The following is a 16,347-nucleotide window of genomic DNA, read 5'->3' on the forward strand; positions in this document are numbered from 1 at the left end:
TATTGATATTTGTACATTAGAGAAGGGTGGAACGGAACAATGAGTGCAATCGAATGGATCGCCATTGGAATTACCTTATTGCTTGCCTTGGCGATAGCGCGTCCGATCGGAATATATATGGCAGGGGTGTTTGATAATAGCGGAGCTCCAAGACCGCTGGATCTTGTATTTGGTCCGATAGATCGTATTTTATTTAAGTGTTTCGGCATTAAGGATCAATCGCAAAGCTGGAAGGCATACGCCTTTACGGCAGTTGCCACGAACGTGCTGATGATTGTGGTGACGTATGCAATATTCCGCCTTCAAGGGGTATTGCCGCTCAATCCGAATGGCATTCCTGGCATGGAACCGGGAGTAGCATTCAATACGGCGATCAGCTTCATGGCGAATACGAACTTGCAGCACTATAGCGGTGAAAGTGGACTGTCTCCGCTGTCACAAATGACGGGCATTATTTTCTTGATGTTTACGTCACCTGCTACTGCGCTAGCGGCAGTAATGGCCATTATACGAGGGTTGACTGGCAAACCGCTCGGCAACTTCTTGGCAGACCTTGTGCGTTCGATTACGCGCATTTTCCTGCCAATTGCGATCGTTGCCAGTGTACTGTTCATCTGGAATGGGGTTCCGCAATCCTTAAGTCCAATGGAAAGTGCAGTAACTGTTGAAGGAGCAGAGCAGCACATTCCGCTTGGGCCCGTAGGCTCGATGATGTCGATTAAGGAGCTTGGCAACAATGGCGGTGGCCATTATGGAGCGAACTCCGCACATCCATACGAGAATCCGAACGGTGTGACGAATTTAATTCATATTTTACTCATGTTGATGCTGTGCACGGGGCTGCCGTTTGCCTACAGCCGCATGGTCGGCAACAAGAAGGAAGGGCGAGTGCTGTTCGTCTCCATGGCAATCTTGTTCCTCATTATGCTCGGATCATCGCTTACGGCCGAACATATGGGCAATCCTGTGCTGAACACAGCAGGATTAAGTGGAACAGGCAGCATGGAAGGGAAGGAAGTGCGCATTGGCGTTGTGCAATCGTCACTGTATTCGGTCGTTACGACTGCATCGGAGACGGGCGGAGTCAATAATATGCATGACACGCTGACACCACTCGGTGGCTTGATCCCGATGGCGAATATGATGCTGAATACCGTATTCGGCGGCGTCGGTGCTGGATTTATGAACGTGCTGCTGTACGTCATGATCGCCGTATTCCTATCCGGTCTCATGGTCGGACGGACACCTGAATTTTTGGGCCGCAAGCTGGAAAGTAAGGAGATGAAACTGCTGGCGGTTACCTTGCTGGTGCATCCGATATTGATTCTAGTACCGACTGCAATTGCAGTTGCTACACAGGCGGACACCCTGTCCAATCCAGGATTCCACGGATTGTCGCAAGCATTATATGAGTTTACATCATCTGCGGCGAACAATGGATCCGGGTTTGAAGGGTTGGGAGATGCAACGCCGTTTTGGAACATTTCCACAGGTATTGTCATGTTCTTAGGGCGCTACGTATCGCTCGTTACGCTCCTTGCCGTAGCAGGATCGATGGCGAAGAAGCAGCCAATTCCGAACACAAGTGGTACGTTCCAGACGAATACGGCGCTGTTCGGTATCGTATTTGTCGGCACAGTACTTATTGTGGGTGCTCTGACGTTCTTCCCGGTAGTCGTGCTCGGTCCGGTCGCAGAACATCTGACGTTGTGGAAATAAGGGGGAACGGAAAATGAAGACGGAAAAACAGATGAAAACACCTGCGCCATTTGAACCGGCGCGTACGCATACACATCAAGACAAGGAACGGAGCATGTTCCAAGGCAGCTTAATGCGGGCAGCATCGATCGATGCGCTGCGGAAGTTCGATCCGCGCCAGATGGTTAAAAACCCGATGATGTTTATTTGCGAGGTTGGCTTCGTTATTACACTGCTGCTTACGTTCGTGCCGGATGCCTTTGGTTCGCCAATGCCACGTTGGTTCAACGGCGCGGTCAGCTTCATCTTATTCATTACGGTTTGGTTCGCGAACTTTGCTGAGGCTCTCGCTGAAGGTCGCGGCAAGGCACAGGCGGATTCGTTGAAGCAGGCGAAGCGGGATTTGTGGGCGAACAAGATAACCGAAGGTGGAACGGTTCGCGTATCCTCATCCGAGCTCCGTAAGGGTGATGTCGTAGTCGTTCGTGAAGGGGAGACGATTCCTGGCGATGGCGAGGTCATCTCCGGATTGGCCTCTGTGGATGAATCAGCGATTACTGGGGAGTCTGCGCCAGTATTGAAAGAAGCAGGCGGGGATTTCTGCTCGGTAACTGCTGGAACGAAGGTAATTAGTGATGAGATTCGTATTCGGATTACAAGCGATCCGGGAGAATCGTTCTTAGATCGAATGATTTCATTAGTTGAAGGCGCGCAGCGCAAGAAGACTCCGAATGAGCTTGCTCTTCATACTGTACTTGTCAGCTTGACGCTTATCTTCTTGGTTGTCGTTGTGACCTTGCCTGTATTCAGTCATTATTTGCAGGTCGAATTGAATGCGGCGGTGCTAATTGCCCTGCTGGTCTGCTTGATTCCTACTACGATTGGGGGGTTGCTGTCCGCGATCGGTATTGCAGGTATGGACCGCGTAACTCGGTTCAATGTCATTGCAACGTCAGGTAAGGCGGTTGAAGCCTGCGGGGATATTCATACAATTATTCTAGATAAGACGGGAACCATTACGTTCGGGAATCGCTTGGCTCATGAACTCATTCCGGTGCAAGGAACGAATGTAAACACATTGTCTCAGTGGGCAGCTGTTGCCTCTCATCATGATGAGACACCTGAAGGTCGCTCTGTCGTGGATTGGGTATCCAGGGCAGGAATTAAGTATGAAGCAGAACTTGCTATACAAGGGGAATTCATCCCGTTCAAAGCGGAAACACGCATGAGCGGTGTTGACCTGAAGGATGGGCGCAGCGTGCGCAAAGGGGCTGTTGATGCGGTGAAACGCTGGGTTATCGCCCAAGGAGGTACCGTTCCGCAGGATTTGGATGCCAATTCAGATGCGATTGCTTCTGCTGGCGGAACGCCGCTGGCTGTGGCCGTCGGACGCGATATTTATGGGCTGATCTACTTGAAGGATACGGTGAAGCCAGGCATGCGGGAACGGTTCGAACAGCTTCGCCGCATGGGCATTCGCACCGTCATGTGTACAGGGGATAATCCACTGACGGCAGCAACCATTGCTCGGGAAGCGGGGGTAGATGACTTCATCGCAGAGAGCAAGCCAGAAGATAAGCTGGCTCTGATTCGCAAGGAGCAGGCGGCAGGGAAGCTGGTAGCAATGACTGGAGACGGTACGAATGATGCTCCGGCACTGGCACAGGCGGATGTCGGCATCGCGATGAACAGCGGCACGGCAGCAGCGAAGGAAGCGGCAAATATGGTCGATCTCGATTCTGATCCGACGAAGGTCATTGAGGTGGTATCGATCGGCAAGCAGCTTCTCATGACGCGTGGCGCATTGACGACATTCAGTATTGCGAACGATGTGGCGAAATACTTTGCTATCATTCCAGCAATGTTCATGATTGCCATTCCGCAGATGTCAGCTCTGAATATTATGGGCTTGCATTCGCCCGTATCGGCCATTTTGTCGGCGCTTATTTTTAATGCCATCATCATTCCGTTATTAATTCCGCTGGCGGTCAAAGGCGTGGCGTATAAGCCGATGTCTTCGGTTAAGCTGCTGCAGCGCAACCTGTTCGTATACGGCTTGGGCGGATTAGTAGCTCCGTTCGTCGGCATTAAGCTGATCGATCTAATTGTGGGCATTTTAGTGTAACCTTGCAACAATTGTAACTGCAAATAGCCGAATAACAACCTTAACTGAAATAGCTGAGTAGCTGTCCCAAATTGTAATTAGCGGCAATAACTGAAATAACGCTAATGGTTGGTATGTAGATAGAGAAGATTGTTGAAATAATCATATCGGGTTCAAGCAAGGAAGAAGAGAGGATGAACGAACATGACAGAGCGTATGAATATTGGTGGAGCGATGGTGCGGACGACAATCGGCTTGCTGCTGCTGTGCGGCCTTGCTTATCCATTTGCGATGACGGGGCTTGCACAGGCGGTAATGCCGAATCAAGCGAACGGCAGCATGGTATACAATGAGAAGGGGCAGTTGCTGGGCTCGAAGTTGATCGGACAGACATTTATAGAACCGCAATATTTCCATGGGCGAATATCTAGCATCGGGAACGATGCTGCTGGCTCTGGTTCGCCGAACTACGCTCCTTCGAATCCAGCGCTTAAAGAGAGAGTTGAGAAGTCAGTTGAGGAATGGGGCAAGGAGAATCCAGATGCGGATGTGAAGCGGATTCCACAGGATTTACTGACCAACTCTGCCTCGGGACTGGATCCGCACATTACACCGGAGGCGGCACGTGTACAGCTGCCTCGTGTAGCGAAGGCTAGCGGAATCTCGAAGGAACGACTTGAACAGTTGATTACGAAATATACAGAAGGAAGAGACTTGGGAGTATTCGGTCAACAGCGCATCAATGTATTGTTACTGAACCTGGAAGTACAGCACGAAATGAAAGGTTAGGTGTCGGCTGTGAATGAAGGGGATGAGTACCGTAGGCAATCGCCGGAAATGATATTGCGAATGCTTGAGCAGATGAAGCGGGGAAGGCTGCGGATTCTTATGGCTGTTGCCAGTGGGGCGGGCAAGACGACACAGCTGCTGCTGGAAGGGGTGAATTGTACCAAGCAAGGGCTGGATGTGGTGTACGGCACAGTGCTGCCGACGCAGGAAATATGGAATGAGGCTGGGCTGCACGTTGGCATTGATTCTTCCCCCATTCAAGCCATTCCGATGATCGCATGGCAGAGGGATGGACAGGATCGTTACGACATCGATGTGGAGGCCATTACAGTTCGGATGCCGGATGTGGTGCTTATTGACGGACTTGCTCATCGTAATCGACCGGAAGCCTTACGTTCAACGAGGCTGGAAGATGTAAGAGAATTGTTGAAACGGGGCATGAACGTAATTGCGACGATGAATGCTTATGAAGAGGAAAGTGTTCAAGCTGCGGCAAAGAAAATGACCGGCGTCGTCAGCGAATGGACGATACCAAGTGAGGCATTGAAGGAGGCAGACGAAGTCCGCCTCCTTGATGTGTCTGCAGAGTCTTTAATGGAGCGTAGAATGCAGGGGCAGTTCAGTCGAGCTAAGCATTCGCGGAAGCATCGAGCGGAAGAGCGAAGCCGTATAAGTATATTGCGCGAGCTCGCGCTCCGCACGATGGCGGAGCATGTCAACGGCTCACTTGAGCAGCATCGGAATGAGATGGGCCTTACAGGCCCTTCGGGAGCTTCCGAACGGATTCTTGTTCTTGCACAATACGGCTGGAATGGATCGATTCATATTCGAAGAGGGCAGCAAATTGCGAAGCGGCTTAACGGTGAACTGTATATTGTGACCTTTGTTCAGCCAGATATGGAATTGACGACGGAGCAGGCTGCATTCCGCCGCTCGCTGAAGAAGATGGCGATGAAGACGGAAGCGGTATGGGAGGAGATTCCTTCCCGAACGCGCCGCGATATGGCATCTGCATTGGCTGAATATGCGAAGATGCATGGGATAACCCGCTTCGTACTCGGCCATTCTCGTCAGACGCGGTGGCAGGAGCTGTTGAAAGGTTCGCTGATTGGAGCTCTGCTGAAACGTATCGAGATGACGGACTTGTTCCTCATTGCCGATCACTCGATTGCAGAGGGGGAGCGGATACTGCCTGCCCGCCTATCCGGCGCAGCTGAGGCTGAGACGCCATTTAAGCGGGTGACGGAACAGCGGGTTCAAGAGAAGGCAGCCGGACTGAAGCGAGGGAAGCTGAAGGTGATTATTGGTGCGGCACCCGGGGTAGGGAAAACCTATCATATGCTTCAAGAAGGCAACCGCTTGCGGGAGCAGGGCGTTGACGTCGTCATTGGCTTGCTGGAAACGCACGGGAGAGCGGAGACAGCCGGTCAAGTAGGAGGGCTTCCGGTTATTCCTCGCAAGCGCATTGCGTATAATGGCAAGATGCTGGAGGAGATGGATACGGAGGAGCTGCTCCGCATTCATGCAGAGGTTGTGCTTGTCGATGAGCTAGCGCATACGAATGTGCCGGGAAGTATTCGAGCCAAGCGATATGAAGATGTCCTATGTTTGCTGGAGGCGGGGATATCCGTCGTGACGACGGTCAATGTCCAGCATATTGAAAGCTTGAATGATGCAGTTGAGCATGTAACAGGAGTACGCGTGCGTGAGACGGTTCCGGATGTCGTGCTTCGGCAGGCGCGGGAGATTCAATTGATTGATGTAACGCCGCAGACGATCCAGGAACGAATGCGTGCTGGGTTGATCTACAAGGCGGATAAGGTAGATCAAGCCTTATCGAATTTCTTCCGTACGCCGAATCTGATTGGCCTGCGGGAGCTTGCACTGCGCGAGGTTGCTGACGATGTGGATGAGCGATTGGAGTCATGGGAACGAAGAGCACTGTTCCGTGGACCGTGGCGGAGGCAGGAAGTGATATTCGTATGTATCGACTCTGACGTGCGGCCCGAGAGATTGGTGCGCCATGGCTTCCGCATTGCCCATCGCTTGAAGGCGCCTATGCATGTGGTACATCTGCCTATTGCTCCATGGAGAAGAAGAGGAAAGACGGCAGATATAGAGAAGGAGATGGCCGCTGTGCAGGCATTGACCGAACGGCTTGGCGGTACGTACCAAGAATATGAGGCAGTTGCACGCAGAAGATGGGCCAGTACGGCTGTGTATGTAGCAGATCAACTGCGGGCAAGCCAAATCATCGTAGGGATGCCGAGTCGTGTACGCCGCTTGGGCAGGTTAGGAGCTATGAAGGCGTTGGTGCGTCATGCGAGGCATATGGATGTGCTAGTTCTCTCTGAATGGGAGGACTTGCGAGTGCGATAACCTATTATTTATCCCTCTATTTAACTATTTTTATATCAATGCCATGAATCATAGCCTTGCCGGGCTATGATTTTTTTTGTTCACAAATTAGACACGGGTTTTTAAGTTACCTTTCAGCCTCTTTTCAGCTTGATTTAGAGTTGAATCGTTATCATGAGTATAGCGATTCATACAGACTTACTTAGTTAACATGGGTGAGGTATGTCTTGGATGAAGTCTGGACAAGGGGGATACAGATGTTAGAAGTGAAGGACGTTAGTAAGCTGTACAACGAGCGTCGTGGTGTTCAGCATATCGACTTCTCTATGGCGCGCGGCGAAGTTGTGGGTTTTCTAGGCCCTAACGGTGCGGGGAAGACGACGACGATGCGGATGATTACGGGATATTTGCATCCGACAAGCGGGAGCATCTCCATTGATGGCATTTCCATGGCAGACCATGGGGGTACGGCCAGAAGCAAGATTGGTTATTTGCCGGAAAGCCCGCCGCTGTACCCAGATATGACGGTGAAGTCGTATTTGCGTTTTGTGGCGGATATAAGAGGTGTATCGGTACGAGAACGCAGTGTGCGAATTAGTGAAATGGTAGACAGATTGGGCTTGCAAGGCAGAGAAAATCAGGCGATTCGGGGGCTATCCAAGGGCTACAAGCAGCGGCTAGGACTTGCGCAAGCCATCATTCACAAGCCGGATCTGCTTGTTCTGGACGAGCCTACATCAGGGCTAGACCCGAATCAGATCGTGGAAATACGCCAGCTCATTCGAGAGCTCGGGGAGCAGCATACGGTATTGCTCAGTACACATATTCTCCCGGAAGTGAACACACTATGCAACCGGGTCATTATTATTCATCAAGGGCAAATTGTGCTTGACGAGCTGCCTGAACAACTGGGAACTGCACTTGGTCAAGAATCGAAGCTGCATCTCATTGTGAAGGGAACAGCTGCAGAGGTGGTTGAAGCGATAACGGTTATTCCCGAGATCGCCCACATCGAATCTGAAAGCAATGATCAAGAGGTTCATCTTCAGATTACTGCGAAGGAGCAGGCGGATATAAGGGAAGCTCTTTTTTTCACTTTGGCTAATGCAGGGTATCCCCTACTAGAGATGAAGCGGGAATCGACAAGTCTGGAGGATGTATTTACGAGATTGACGACAGAGGAGGAGTCTGGTGATGCGCAGATTTAGCGCGATATTTCGCAAAGAAATGCTCGCATATTTCACATCGCCGACATCTTATGCGGCTTTCTCGGTGTATGTGTTGATTTCAGGGATTATGTTTTATTTGAATTTTGTATTGTTCCAACCTAGTATCGTTGATTTCCGGCTTGTAACGGGCAATACCACATTTATGTATATTTTTATCATTCCCTTGTTGACGATGCGGCTGTTCGCAGATGAATTCCGCCACGGTACCGATGAGCTGCTGCTTACTTCGCCTGCCCGTCTGAGCGAGATTGTTCTTGGCAAATATGCTGCAGCATGTGTCTTGATGGTTGTGCTTGTCGGGTTTAGCTTGGTGTATCCATTCGTCATGTCGTTCTTCGGAACATTGGATATGCGTGTGCTGCTGACTTCTGTACTCGGATTGCTGCTGCTTACGATTGCAATGGCTTCTATTGGCTTATTTGCATCTGCACTGTCTGAGCATCAGATGGTAACCGCCATCGCTGCATTCGTGATCCTGCTCATGTTCTGGCTGCTGGATGCCATTCCTTCTTCTGCCGTCGGTGATTGGATTGCTCCATTTTCGATGAACAATCGATTGCAGTCCTTTATGAAAGGGGTACTGAATGGGCCGGACGTACTCTTTTTCCTAACACTCGCGATTGTATTTGTCGTGCTGAGTATCCAAGTACTTGAAAGAAAACGGTGGAGGTAACGAATGATGAACAAGTGGCTGCGAAGAACGAATGCGGCAGTACGATCAGTCGCTGTCCTCGGAATTTTTGTGTTGTTGACCTATTTTCTACAATCGATGACGGGGTGGCAGTGGGACTTCACGAAGAATAAGTCTTTCACGCTATCGGAACAAACGATTGCCGCTCTGACTTCGGTCGAAGATAAGGTCAATGTGAAGCTGTTCTATACGTCGCAGGATGATCCTGTGCTAATTAGGGAAGTTGCTGACATGGCAGAACAGTATGCACTGCGAAATAAACATATTAAGGTCGAACAAATTGATTTAATGAAGGAACCCTCCCTAGCACAGCAATATGGCTTAGCGGGGAGCTCCCTTGTGTTCGAGCGCGGAACGAAGCGCAAGACTGTTGGACTGTATGAGATGTTCAGTGGTGGAGAGGACTATGGGGCTTATCGTTTTAGTGGCGAGGAAAAAATGACCCAAGCACTTAGAAGCCTAACATCTGAGCGCAAAGCAACAGCTTACGTATTGTCTGGCCATGAAGAGCTGCCGTTGTCGCAAGTAACTGCCCTCCGCTCCAGCTTGGAAGAGGACAATATCCAAGTCAAAGAGCTGAATTTATATCGAGAAGGTGCAGTCCCACAGGATGCGGACATGGTCATGATGCTAGGCGCAAACAAAGATATTACGGATAAGGAAGCGAAGCTTCTGCAACAGTATGTGGATGACAAGGGGAAGTTGTACATTGCGCTTGGCTTCAATCCAGACATGTCGAAATCTTGGAAGAACATTGACAGCTTGCTCAAGCATCTTGGTGTGACGAACAAGCATGCAGTCGCAGTCGAGCAGAAGAAGAGCACATTGTATGATCCATTTACGATTGTGCCTGAATACGGAGAGCATGAACTAACATCCAAGCTGTCGCAGTATAATTTGCTAACTTTGCTGACGTTGGGGCTGCCTTTAGAAGCTTCGTCTACCGATAAGCTGTCAGTGGAGCCGATCTTGAAGACTTCTACAACTTCTTATGGGGAGACAGATATTCCAAGGTTAATGCAAGAGGGAAGCGAACGCGACGATAAGGATCTTGCTGGACCATTAACGCTGGGCGTAGCCGTAACGACAACAGACGGGAAGCCAAAGGCAGTTATTATTGGTGGATCGAGTTATATCGAAGATCAGAATCTATATACGCAGGGTAATCGGGACTTCGCGCTGAATAGCATGAACTGGCTCCAGGGGAATCAAGAACAAGTGACGATCAGGCCACGGGAGAATGAAGCCTATCAAATTGCATACCTGACTCCTGGACAGGGCAAGGCAATTCTATGGACGACTGTTATCGGCTTCCCGGTGCTATTGCTTGGTATAGGGGCAGCATTATGGTGGAGAAGGAGACGGGCGTCGTGAATAATATGAGACAGATGAGAAGGCTCATCCCAACCTTTCTACTTTTGATTGTATTCATAGCCGGTTATGTGTACGCCTCTACACACGATTTCTTTCGCACCAAACAGGAGAATACGGAGGCCGTGCCGCTCATAACGATGCAAGCGCAGGATATTGATTCTATTATGATAGCGGGGGAAGGTTCCCGAGTATCGCTTCATAAGAAGGGCGAACAGTGGGAGATGTTAGAGCCGCGTCCGTATCCGCTCAATTCGTATCCGATTAATGACTGGATCTCTATAGTGACAAAGGCGAAGGCAGATTCGATCGTAGAGGGAGAGTCAGCGAACCTTGGGAAATATGGCTTGGATAAGCCGACGTGGGTATTCCAGGCAACTGGTGCTAACGGGATAAGACATAATCTTAAGATCGGCAATGAAACCCCGATTTCAGGCACTTACTATGCAATGGTAGATGACAATAACAAGGTATATCAAGTCCCTGCTACTGAATGGTCGGGATTGAAGCGGAGCGCGTATGATTTTGTGTTGAAGGAACCGATAACATTCCCAATTGAACGGGTGGAACAATTTAGTTGGAGCTATGCGGGGAACACATATAACCTAAGTTCAAATGATGATCCAGGATCCGTTCCAACGAATGTGAATGAAAGGGATTCTTCTGCAGGGAATTCAGACTCAGGCAATCAAACAGAGATGAATTGGCGGCTTCAGGACAAGTCTATTACGGAAGATAAAGCTAATGTGCTCATCAATCAATTCCGAGATTGGTCGACAACCGAACTGCCGAAGCAGAAGAAGGAATTATTGGCAGGCTCATCTCACGAGCCAGGTTGGAAGCTGGAACTCTCATTGAAGCCAGATGCCATCAATGCTACGGAGAAGAGGATATTTGAAGGATATGTGATCGGAGAGAAAGTATGGATAATCCCTCAAGACGGGCAATGGGCATATGCTGTCCCGAAGGCGAAGCTTGATGAAGCAATCAAAGAATGGGAAATTAAGGGGAATAATGCATCTGCAACAGGTAAATAGAGTTTGCCAGTCCTGCTAGATGAACAAAGACGCTTCCGGAACCACTGTATTGGTGGGGATGGAAGCGTCTTTTTATGCATGCTCATTCAAAATTAGGGGCACCCTCTGGTTCCATTGTGTAGGAGTTATAAGAGATTTAGGTGAATCATAGAGATGCCCAATCCGAGCCTTATGCTTGTAAATCCGGCCAGCGCAGCAGCAAGATCGATTGCGAGAATCCGCCGCCGAATCCATACAGTAAAGTGAGTGCTCCCGGTTTCAGACGGCCGTCTGCTAATCCTCCCGCTATCGCCAGCGGAATACTGGCTGCAGATGTATTACCATAATATTGGACACTAGTAAGCGTGCGCTCAAGCGGAATCCCACTTCGTTCACATATGGACTCTATCATCCGTAGATTAGCGCTGTGTGGCACAAAGATGTCAATTTGCTCTGTCGTGTAGCCAGTGTCTTGAAGCAATTGCTGAATGCCTACCGGAACTTGGCGGAGCGCCCACTTAAGGACTTCGCGCCCATTTTGAACTAACGTGCTGTCAGGTTTCATCTCCACATCGCCAATCCGATCGGCGACAGCCTTGCGATGCAAGATCCCGCCCAAATCTCCTGTCGTTAATGATCCAGAAGCAAGGAAACAAGATTGTTGCTCAGCAGTCCCAGCTTCTAGAAGAATCGCTCCAGCCCCATCTCCGAATAAGATGCAAGTGCTGCGATCCGTGTAATCAACCGTGCGGGTCAGCACTTCGGTTCCAATTACTAATACTTTGCGATGCATACCAGCATCAATGAGTCCTATCGCCAATTGCATGGCACTAACAAATCCTGCACATGCATTCGATATATCAAGCGCCATTGCTTGAGGGATGCCAAGTCTTCCTTGAATGATGCCAGCCGTGCTTGGGAAGAAGGCATCTGGTGTTGATGTTGCTACAAGTACTGCATCAACCGTTTGCAGATCAACATGATACGTGTCTGCCAGATTCTTAGCAGCTTCGAACGCAAGATCGCTGGCATATGTTCCTTCATCTACAATCCGTCGTTCAATCATGCCCGTTCGTTGAACAATCCATTCATGGTTCGTATCAACCATGTGCGACAGATCCTCATTTGTTAAGCGGCGCTCAGGCACATAGGTGCCGAATGCTGTAATTTGCGCTTTGGTGTGCAGTTTCACCGTTTGCATGCTTATCCTCCTTCTTTATGTTCGGACCGAAAGGGAGCGTGCGATCCAAGTAAATCGAGATGAATGAACGCCTAAACAAAAATTAGTGTATATAATTTAAATTAGTACCTGGTACTATAGTCTAATACTAATATGATAATACGTCCGGTAAAAAATTGTCAATCCATGCTTTTGTAATTTGCACGATTGGGGAATTCGTCATTCTTTTTAGGACAAGCTGATAACAAGATGCAAGGAGTGGAAGTATCGGAAAAACCTATCGGCATAACATCAGGCGGTCAGCGCATGCTAACATTGTTGGCACCTCAATTATGAACTGAACAAGGAGGAACATTGATGCGAGCAAAAGCAGTTTTGCTAACGTTGACGGCAGCATTAGTGATGACAATGGGGCTTACAGGTTGTGGAAATCGGGACAATATGTCCACGAAGAGTGTGCGTCAGCATAATATGAATTATGGCAATGATGGTGTAAGACCGCTCGGAACGGATCATCGTTATAACGCGAACCGCTACAATACGAACTTCTCGGGTGATGGACTACGTTCCTATAACATGAATCAGTTCAGCCCAGATGGTTATACACGCGGTTACGGTTATGATGGAGGTTACCGCACCAATAATTTCAACAATGGTACGTATGGACAGTATGGTACGTATGGTTACAATGGTTCGTATGGTAACAATGGTACGTATGGTAACAATGCCTACGGAGGGCGCTACGGCACTCATTCCGCGAACAAGCTGGAAATGAACCAAAAACTGGCCAAAAAAATCGCTTCCATTAAGGGTGTGAAGTCGGCACATGTCATGATGACGAACAACAACAATGCTTATGTTGCTGTTGTGACTGATCATACATCTAAAGGAGTTCACAGCAAGAGTGTTAAGCCAGGACAAGGACCACGGCCATACTCTGCTGGCAGCCTCGGTTCTTATGACGGTACATCTAATGTGAATGATAACATATCTGGTGACTTGAAGGCACATATTGCCAACGCGGTGAAGAAGGAAGATCCGAGCTGCAATAATGTGTATGTATCTGCCAATCCAGACTTCGTCAACCGCATGAATGAGTACAGCAAGCAAGTAGGTGCAGGCCATCCGATTGCAGGATTTGCTAATGAATTCTCTGAGATGGTGTACCGTTTGTTCCCAACCAATGTAACGAATCAATCGTACAATCATCCAACTCGCTTGCACAATATGGCTCCAGGAACAACAGGAACTCGTTAATTTCACGCTTCGAACGGACTTCATTCCTCACTCTGTTGAGGGCGGAGTCCTGTTTACATACTCGGATAAGGGTAGCATTTGACGAACATAAGGAATTATACTGTTTTAGCCAAACAAACACGTTAGTTAGCCCATTTTTGCGCATTACCGCACCAAGTGTAATGACCCTTCATAGTATAAATTTGACTGTATCCCTAAACCTTGTTAAATTACAAAAACTCGGGCAAGGAGGGGTGACACTTGAAGGGTAGCGATCACAAAAATAAGTTTCTACTGACTAATCGTGAGCGCGAAGTTTTTGAATTATTAGTTCAAGACAAAACGACCCGTGATATTGCACAACAATTGTTCATTAGTGAGAAAACCGTTCGAAATCATATTTCGAATGTGATGCAGAAATTGAATGTAAAAGGTCGTTCGCAAGCGGTAGTCGAGCTAATCAAGCTTGGGGAGTTAAAAATCTAACAATAAGCTAAGCCCATCGCCCTGACAATTCAGCCTTCTGGAACACATCGGTTGGTGTGGGAAGGAAGGTCTTTGATGAGTAGGTCCGGATGACAGACTCGGATAGATTCGAGCGTATACCCATGCTGCATAGAACGAGCATCGTGGCAAGTACGCTTTATTTTTTGTTCCGATGGTCATGCCCTGCAATCAACAAATGGCTTCCCGAATACGATGCAGGTATCGTTTCGGAAAGCCATTCTTTTTTATGCGGATATGGTTGTAAACAAGGTATGATAACAACAGCTGCTTACATATGCGTGCTGCCTTTTACCCATACGCGTTCAATGTTCAGATCAGCATCTGTCCATACCAAGTCAGCTTGCTTGCCAACTTCGATGCTGCCTGTATAGCCGTCGATTCCAATTTGCTTCGCAGGATTCAAGCTTGCAAGGCGTGATACTTCATGCAGCGGGAGTCCGGTAAATTGAATCATATTCTTCACAGCCTGAATCATCGTAAGCGTACTGCCTGCGAGCGAACCGCCGTCAGTCAATCGGCATACGCCTTCCTTCATCGTTACAGCGAGACCGCCAAGATCATACTGTCCATCAGGCATACCAGCTGCGGACATCGCATCTGTAATCATTACGAGCTTGCCGGAAGCCTTCGTACGGCTCAGCATCTTGATGCAAGCAGGGTGTACGTGAATTCCGTCGGAGATAATCTCAGCTGTAATGCGGTCATCGGTAAGCACGGCTCCGGCTACACCTGGATCACGATGGTGGATTGGAGTCATTGCGTTGAACGTGTGAACCGCTTGGTTCAGACCAGCATTGGCTGCGGCCGTCACTTGATCGTACGTAGCTGCTGTATGTGCTGCAGCAGCATTTACGTCGTGAGCGCGAAGCCAGCGGATGGCTTCCGTAGCGTTGTTACGCTCAGGCGCTAAGCTCACTTGCTTCATCAGGCCAGGGAAGCGTGCATGCCAATCCTCGAACCAGTCGATTTGAGGATCGATCATGTAGATATCGTTCTGTGCGCCCTTGTACTTCGGATTCACGAACGGACCTTCCAAATGAACGCCTGCCAATTGAGTATACTTCATGCCTTGCTTGATGTAGGCATCAACCGCTACCATAACACGATCCAGTGCTTCATGAGATTGTGTCATCGAAGTAGCGAGCATAGCAGTTGTACCGTGCTCCATATGGAACTTCGTAATTTTATCGTAAGATTCGGCATTTGCATCCATGAAGTCTGCGCCGAAGCCGCCATGAATATGCAGATCGACAAAGCCTGGTAGCACCCAGCCGCCCTTAGCGTCTACTGCTTCCTTGCCCCAAGCATCCTGCTCAGGCTGTGCCAATTCTGACCACTTTCCAATAAAGGAAATAAGGCCATCTTCTACCCGAACGACTCCATCATACAATACGCCGTTCGGTGTTACGACATTTGCATTGGTTAGGGTAAACGTTGAATTAGCCATGGAAATGTTGTGCCGCCTCCTTGTCAAGCAAAACTACTACATTCGGATGAGTTTGCAACAATGATGCCGGAACTTCTGTCGTAACCGGGCCAGTCAAAGCGCGATGAACAATGTCAGCCTTGTCCGCACCGCGAACAACGAGCATAATCATTTTAGCCTTCAAGATCGAGCCAACGCCCATTGTTACCGCTTGTGTTGGCACTTCATCAATGGAATCGAAGAAGCGCTTGTTCGCTTGACGAGTCTCTTCTTTCAATTGGACAAGATGTGTGCCTGCATGCAGATTTTGGTCTGGTTCGTTGAAGCCAATGTGACCATTGTGGCCAAGGCCGAGCAGCTGCAGGTCGATGGATGCATCAAAGAGCATCTCATCATATTGCTTGCACTCTTGTTCCAAGTCGGCTGCATTGCCGTTTGGTACACGAGTGTTCTCTTTATTGATATCGATATGATCGAACAATTGCTTGTTCATGAACGACATGTACGATTCTGGATGGCCTTCAGGCAGACCAACGTATTCGTCCAGGTTGAAGGAACGCACATTTTTGAAGCTTACATACTTTTTCTCATTCAGGCGAATCAGCTCTTGGTAGATGCCGATTGGCGTACTGCCAGTTGCCAAGCCGAGTACGGCATTAGGCTTTGTCTGGATGAGGCTTGCAAAGATGCCTGCAGCGATTTGGTTTAATTCCTCGTTTGTTTGGAACGTTAAGATGTTCAT

At 49.0% G+C, this 16,347-nt stretch carries 13 protein-coding genes; 10 read left to right on the forward strand and 3 right to left on the reverse strand.

The window, feature by feature from the left end; genetic code table 11:
* The first annotated feature begins 39 nt into the window (after positions 1–39).
* From kdpA to RQP50_RS25915, 8 genes are all read left to right on the forward strand, one after another.
* Complete coding sequence (kdpA, locus tag RQP50_RS25880; protein ID WP_394358440.1) at positions 40–1,719, forward strand: potassium-transporting ATPase subunit KdpA; 1,680 nt, start codon at positions 40–42, stop codon at positions 1,717–1,719.
* Between the two features lie 94 nt (positions 1,720–1,813).
* The gene (gene kdpB, locus RQP50_RS25885) at positions 1,814–3,823 is read left to right on the forward strand and encodes a potassium-transporting ATPase subunit KdpB (protein WP_315747193.1); all 2,010 of its coding nucleotides are present in this window, start codon (positions 1,814–1,816) and stop codon (positions 3,821–3,823) included.
* A gap of 183 nt (positions 3,824–4,006) precedes the next feature.
* Positions 4,007–4,591, forward strand: a complete 585-nt coding sequence (gene kdpC, locus RQP50_RS25890) for a potassium-transporting ATPase subunit KdpC (protein WP_315747158.1) — start codon at positions 4,007–4,009, stop codon at positions 4,589–4,591.
* 9 nt (positions 4,592–4,600) lie between these two features.
* Positions 4,601–6,970, forward strand: a complete 2,370-nt coding sequence (locus RQP50_RS25895) for a histidine kinase (protein ID WP_449411929.1) — start codon at positions 4,601–4,603, stop codon at positions 6,968–6,970.
* 236 nt (positions 6,971–7,206) lie between these two features.
* The gene (locus tag RQP50_RS25900; RefSeq protein ID WP_072731622.1) at positions 7,207–8,157 is read left to right on the forward strand and encodes an ABC transporter ATP-binding protein; all 951 of its coding nucleotides are present in this window, start codon (positions 7,207–7,209) and stop codon (positions 8,155–8,157) included.
* Positions 8,144–8,851: an ABC transporter permease subunit gene (locus RQP50_RS25905; RefSeq protein WP_021252365.1), complete on the forward strand. Its 708-nt coding sequence runs from the start codon at positions 8,144–8,146 to the stop codon at positions 8,849–8,851. Before RQP50_RS25900 ends, RQP50_RS25905 begins: the two co-directional genes overlap by 14 nt.
* 3 nt (positions 8,852–8,854) lie before the next feature.
* Positions 8,855–10,243 carry a GldG family protein gene (locus tag RQP50_RS25910; RefSeq protein ID WP_315747159.1) on the forward strand — a complete coding sequence of 463 codons (1,389 nt, stop codon included), beginning with the start codon at positions 8,855–8,857 and terminating at the stop codon, positions 10,241–10,243.
* 5 nt (positions 10,244–10,248) lie between these two features.
* Positions 10,249–11,277: a DUF4340 domain-containing protein gene (locus tag RQP50_RS25915; RefSeq protein WP_315747195.1), complete on the forward strand. Its 1,029-nt coding sequence runs from the start codon at positions 10,249–10,251 to the stop codon at positions 11,275–11,277.
* A gap of 169 nt (positions 11,278–11,446) precedes the next feature.
* Here the strand turns inward: RQP50_RS25915 and RQP50_RS25920 are convergent, their stop codons facing one another.
* Positions 11,447–12,457 carry a ketoacyl-ACP synthase III gene (locus RQP50_RS25920; protein WP_072731618.1) on the reverse strand — a complete coding sequence of 337 codons (1,011 nt, stop codon included), beginning with the start codon at positions 12,455–12,457 and terminating at the stop codon, positions 11,447–11,449.
* A gap of 336 nt (positions 12,458–12,793) precedes the next feature.
* On the opposite strand from RQP50_RS25920, the gene RQP50_RS25925 reads away from it, so the two are divergent.
* Both RQP50_RS25925 and RQP50_RS25930 read left to right on the forward strand, forming a co-directional pair.
* Positions 12,794–13,693: a YhcN/YlaJ family sporulation lipoprotein gene (locus tag RQP50_RS25925; protein ID WP_315747160.1), complete on the forward strand. Its 900-nt coding sequence runs from the start codon at positions 12,794–12,796 to the stop codon at positions 13,691–13,693.
* A gap of 240 nt (positions 13,694–13,933) precedes the next feature.
* Positions 13,934–14,158: a helix-turn-helix domain-containing protein gene (locus RQP50_RS25930; RefSeq protein WP_005547175.1), complete on the forward strand. Its 225-nt coding sequence runs from the start codon at positions 13,934–13,936 to the stop codon at positions 14,156–14,158.
* Positions 14,159–14,447: 289 nt separating this feature from the next.
* Here RQP50_RS25930 and nagA read toward each other — a convergent pair whose 3' ends face one another.
* Both nagA and nagB read right to left on the reverse strand, forming a co-directional pair.
* Positions 14,448–15,626 (reverse strand): N-acetylglucosamine-6-phosphate deacetylase, encoded by a 1,179-nt coding sequence (gene nagA / locus RQP50_RS25935; protein ID WP_021252360.1) that lies wholly within the window; start codon positions 15,624–15,626, stop codon positions 14,448–14,450.
* Positions 15,619–16,347, reverse strand: coding sequence for a glucosamine-6-phosphate deaminase (gene nagB / locus RQP50_RS25940; RefSeq protein WP_072731615.1), 729 nt, complete (start codon positions 16,345–16,347; stop codon positions 15,619–15,621). The genes nagA and nagB overlap by 8 nt, the downstream gene beginning before the upstream one ends.

It is taken from the genome of Paenibacillus suaedae, assembly GCF_032337355.1.
Classification (GTDB): Bacteria; Bacillota; Bacilli; order Paenibacillales; family Paenibacillaceae; genus Paenibacillus_B; species Paenibacillus_B suaedae.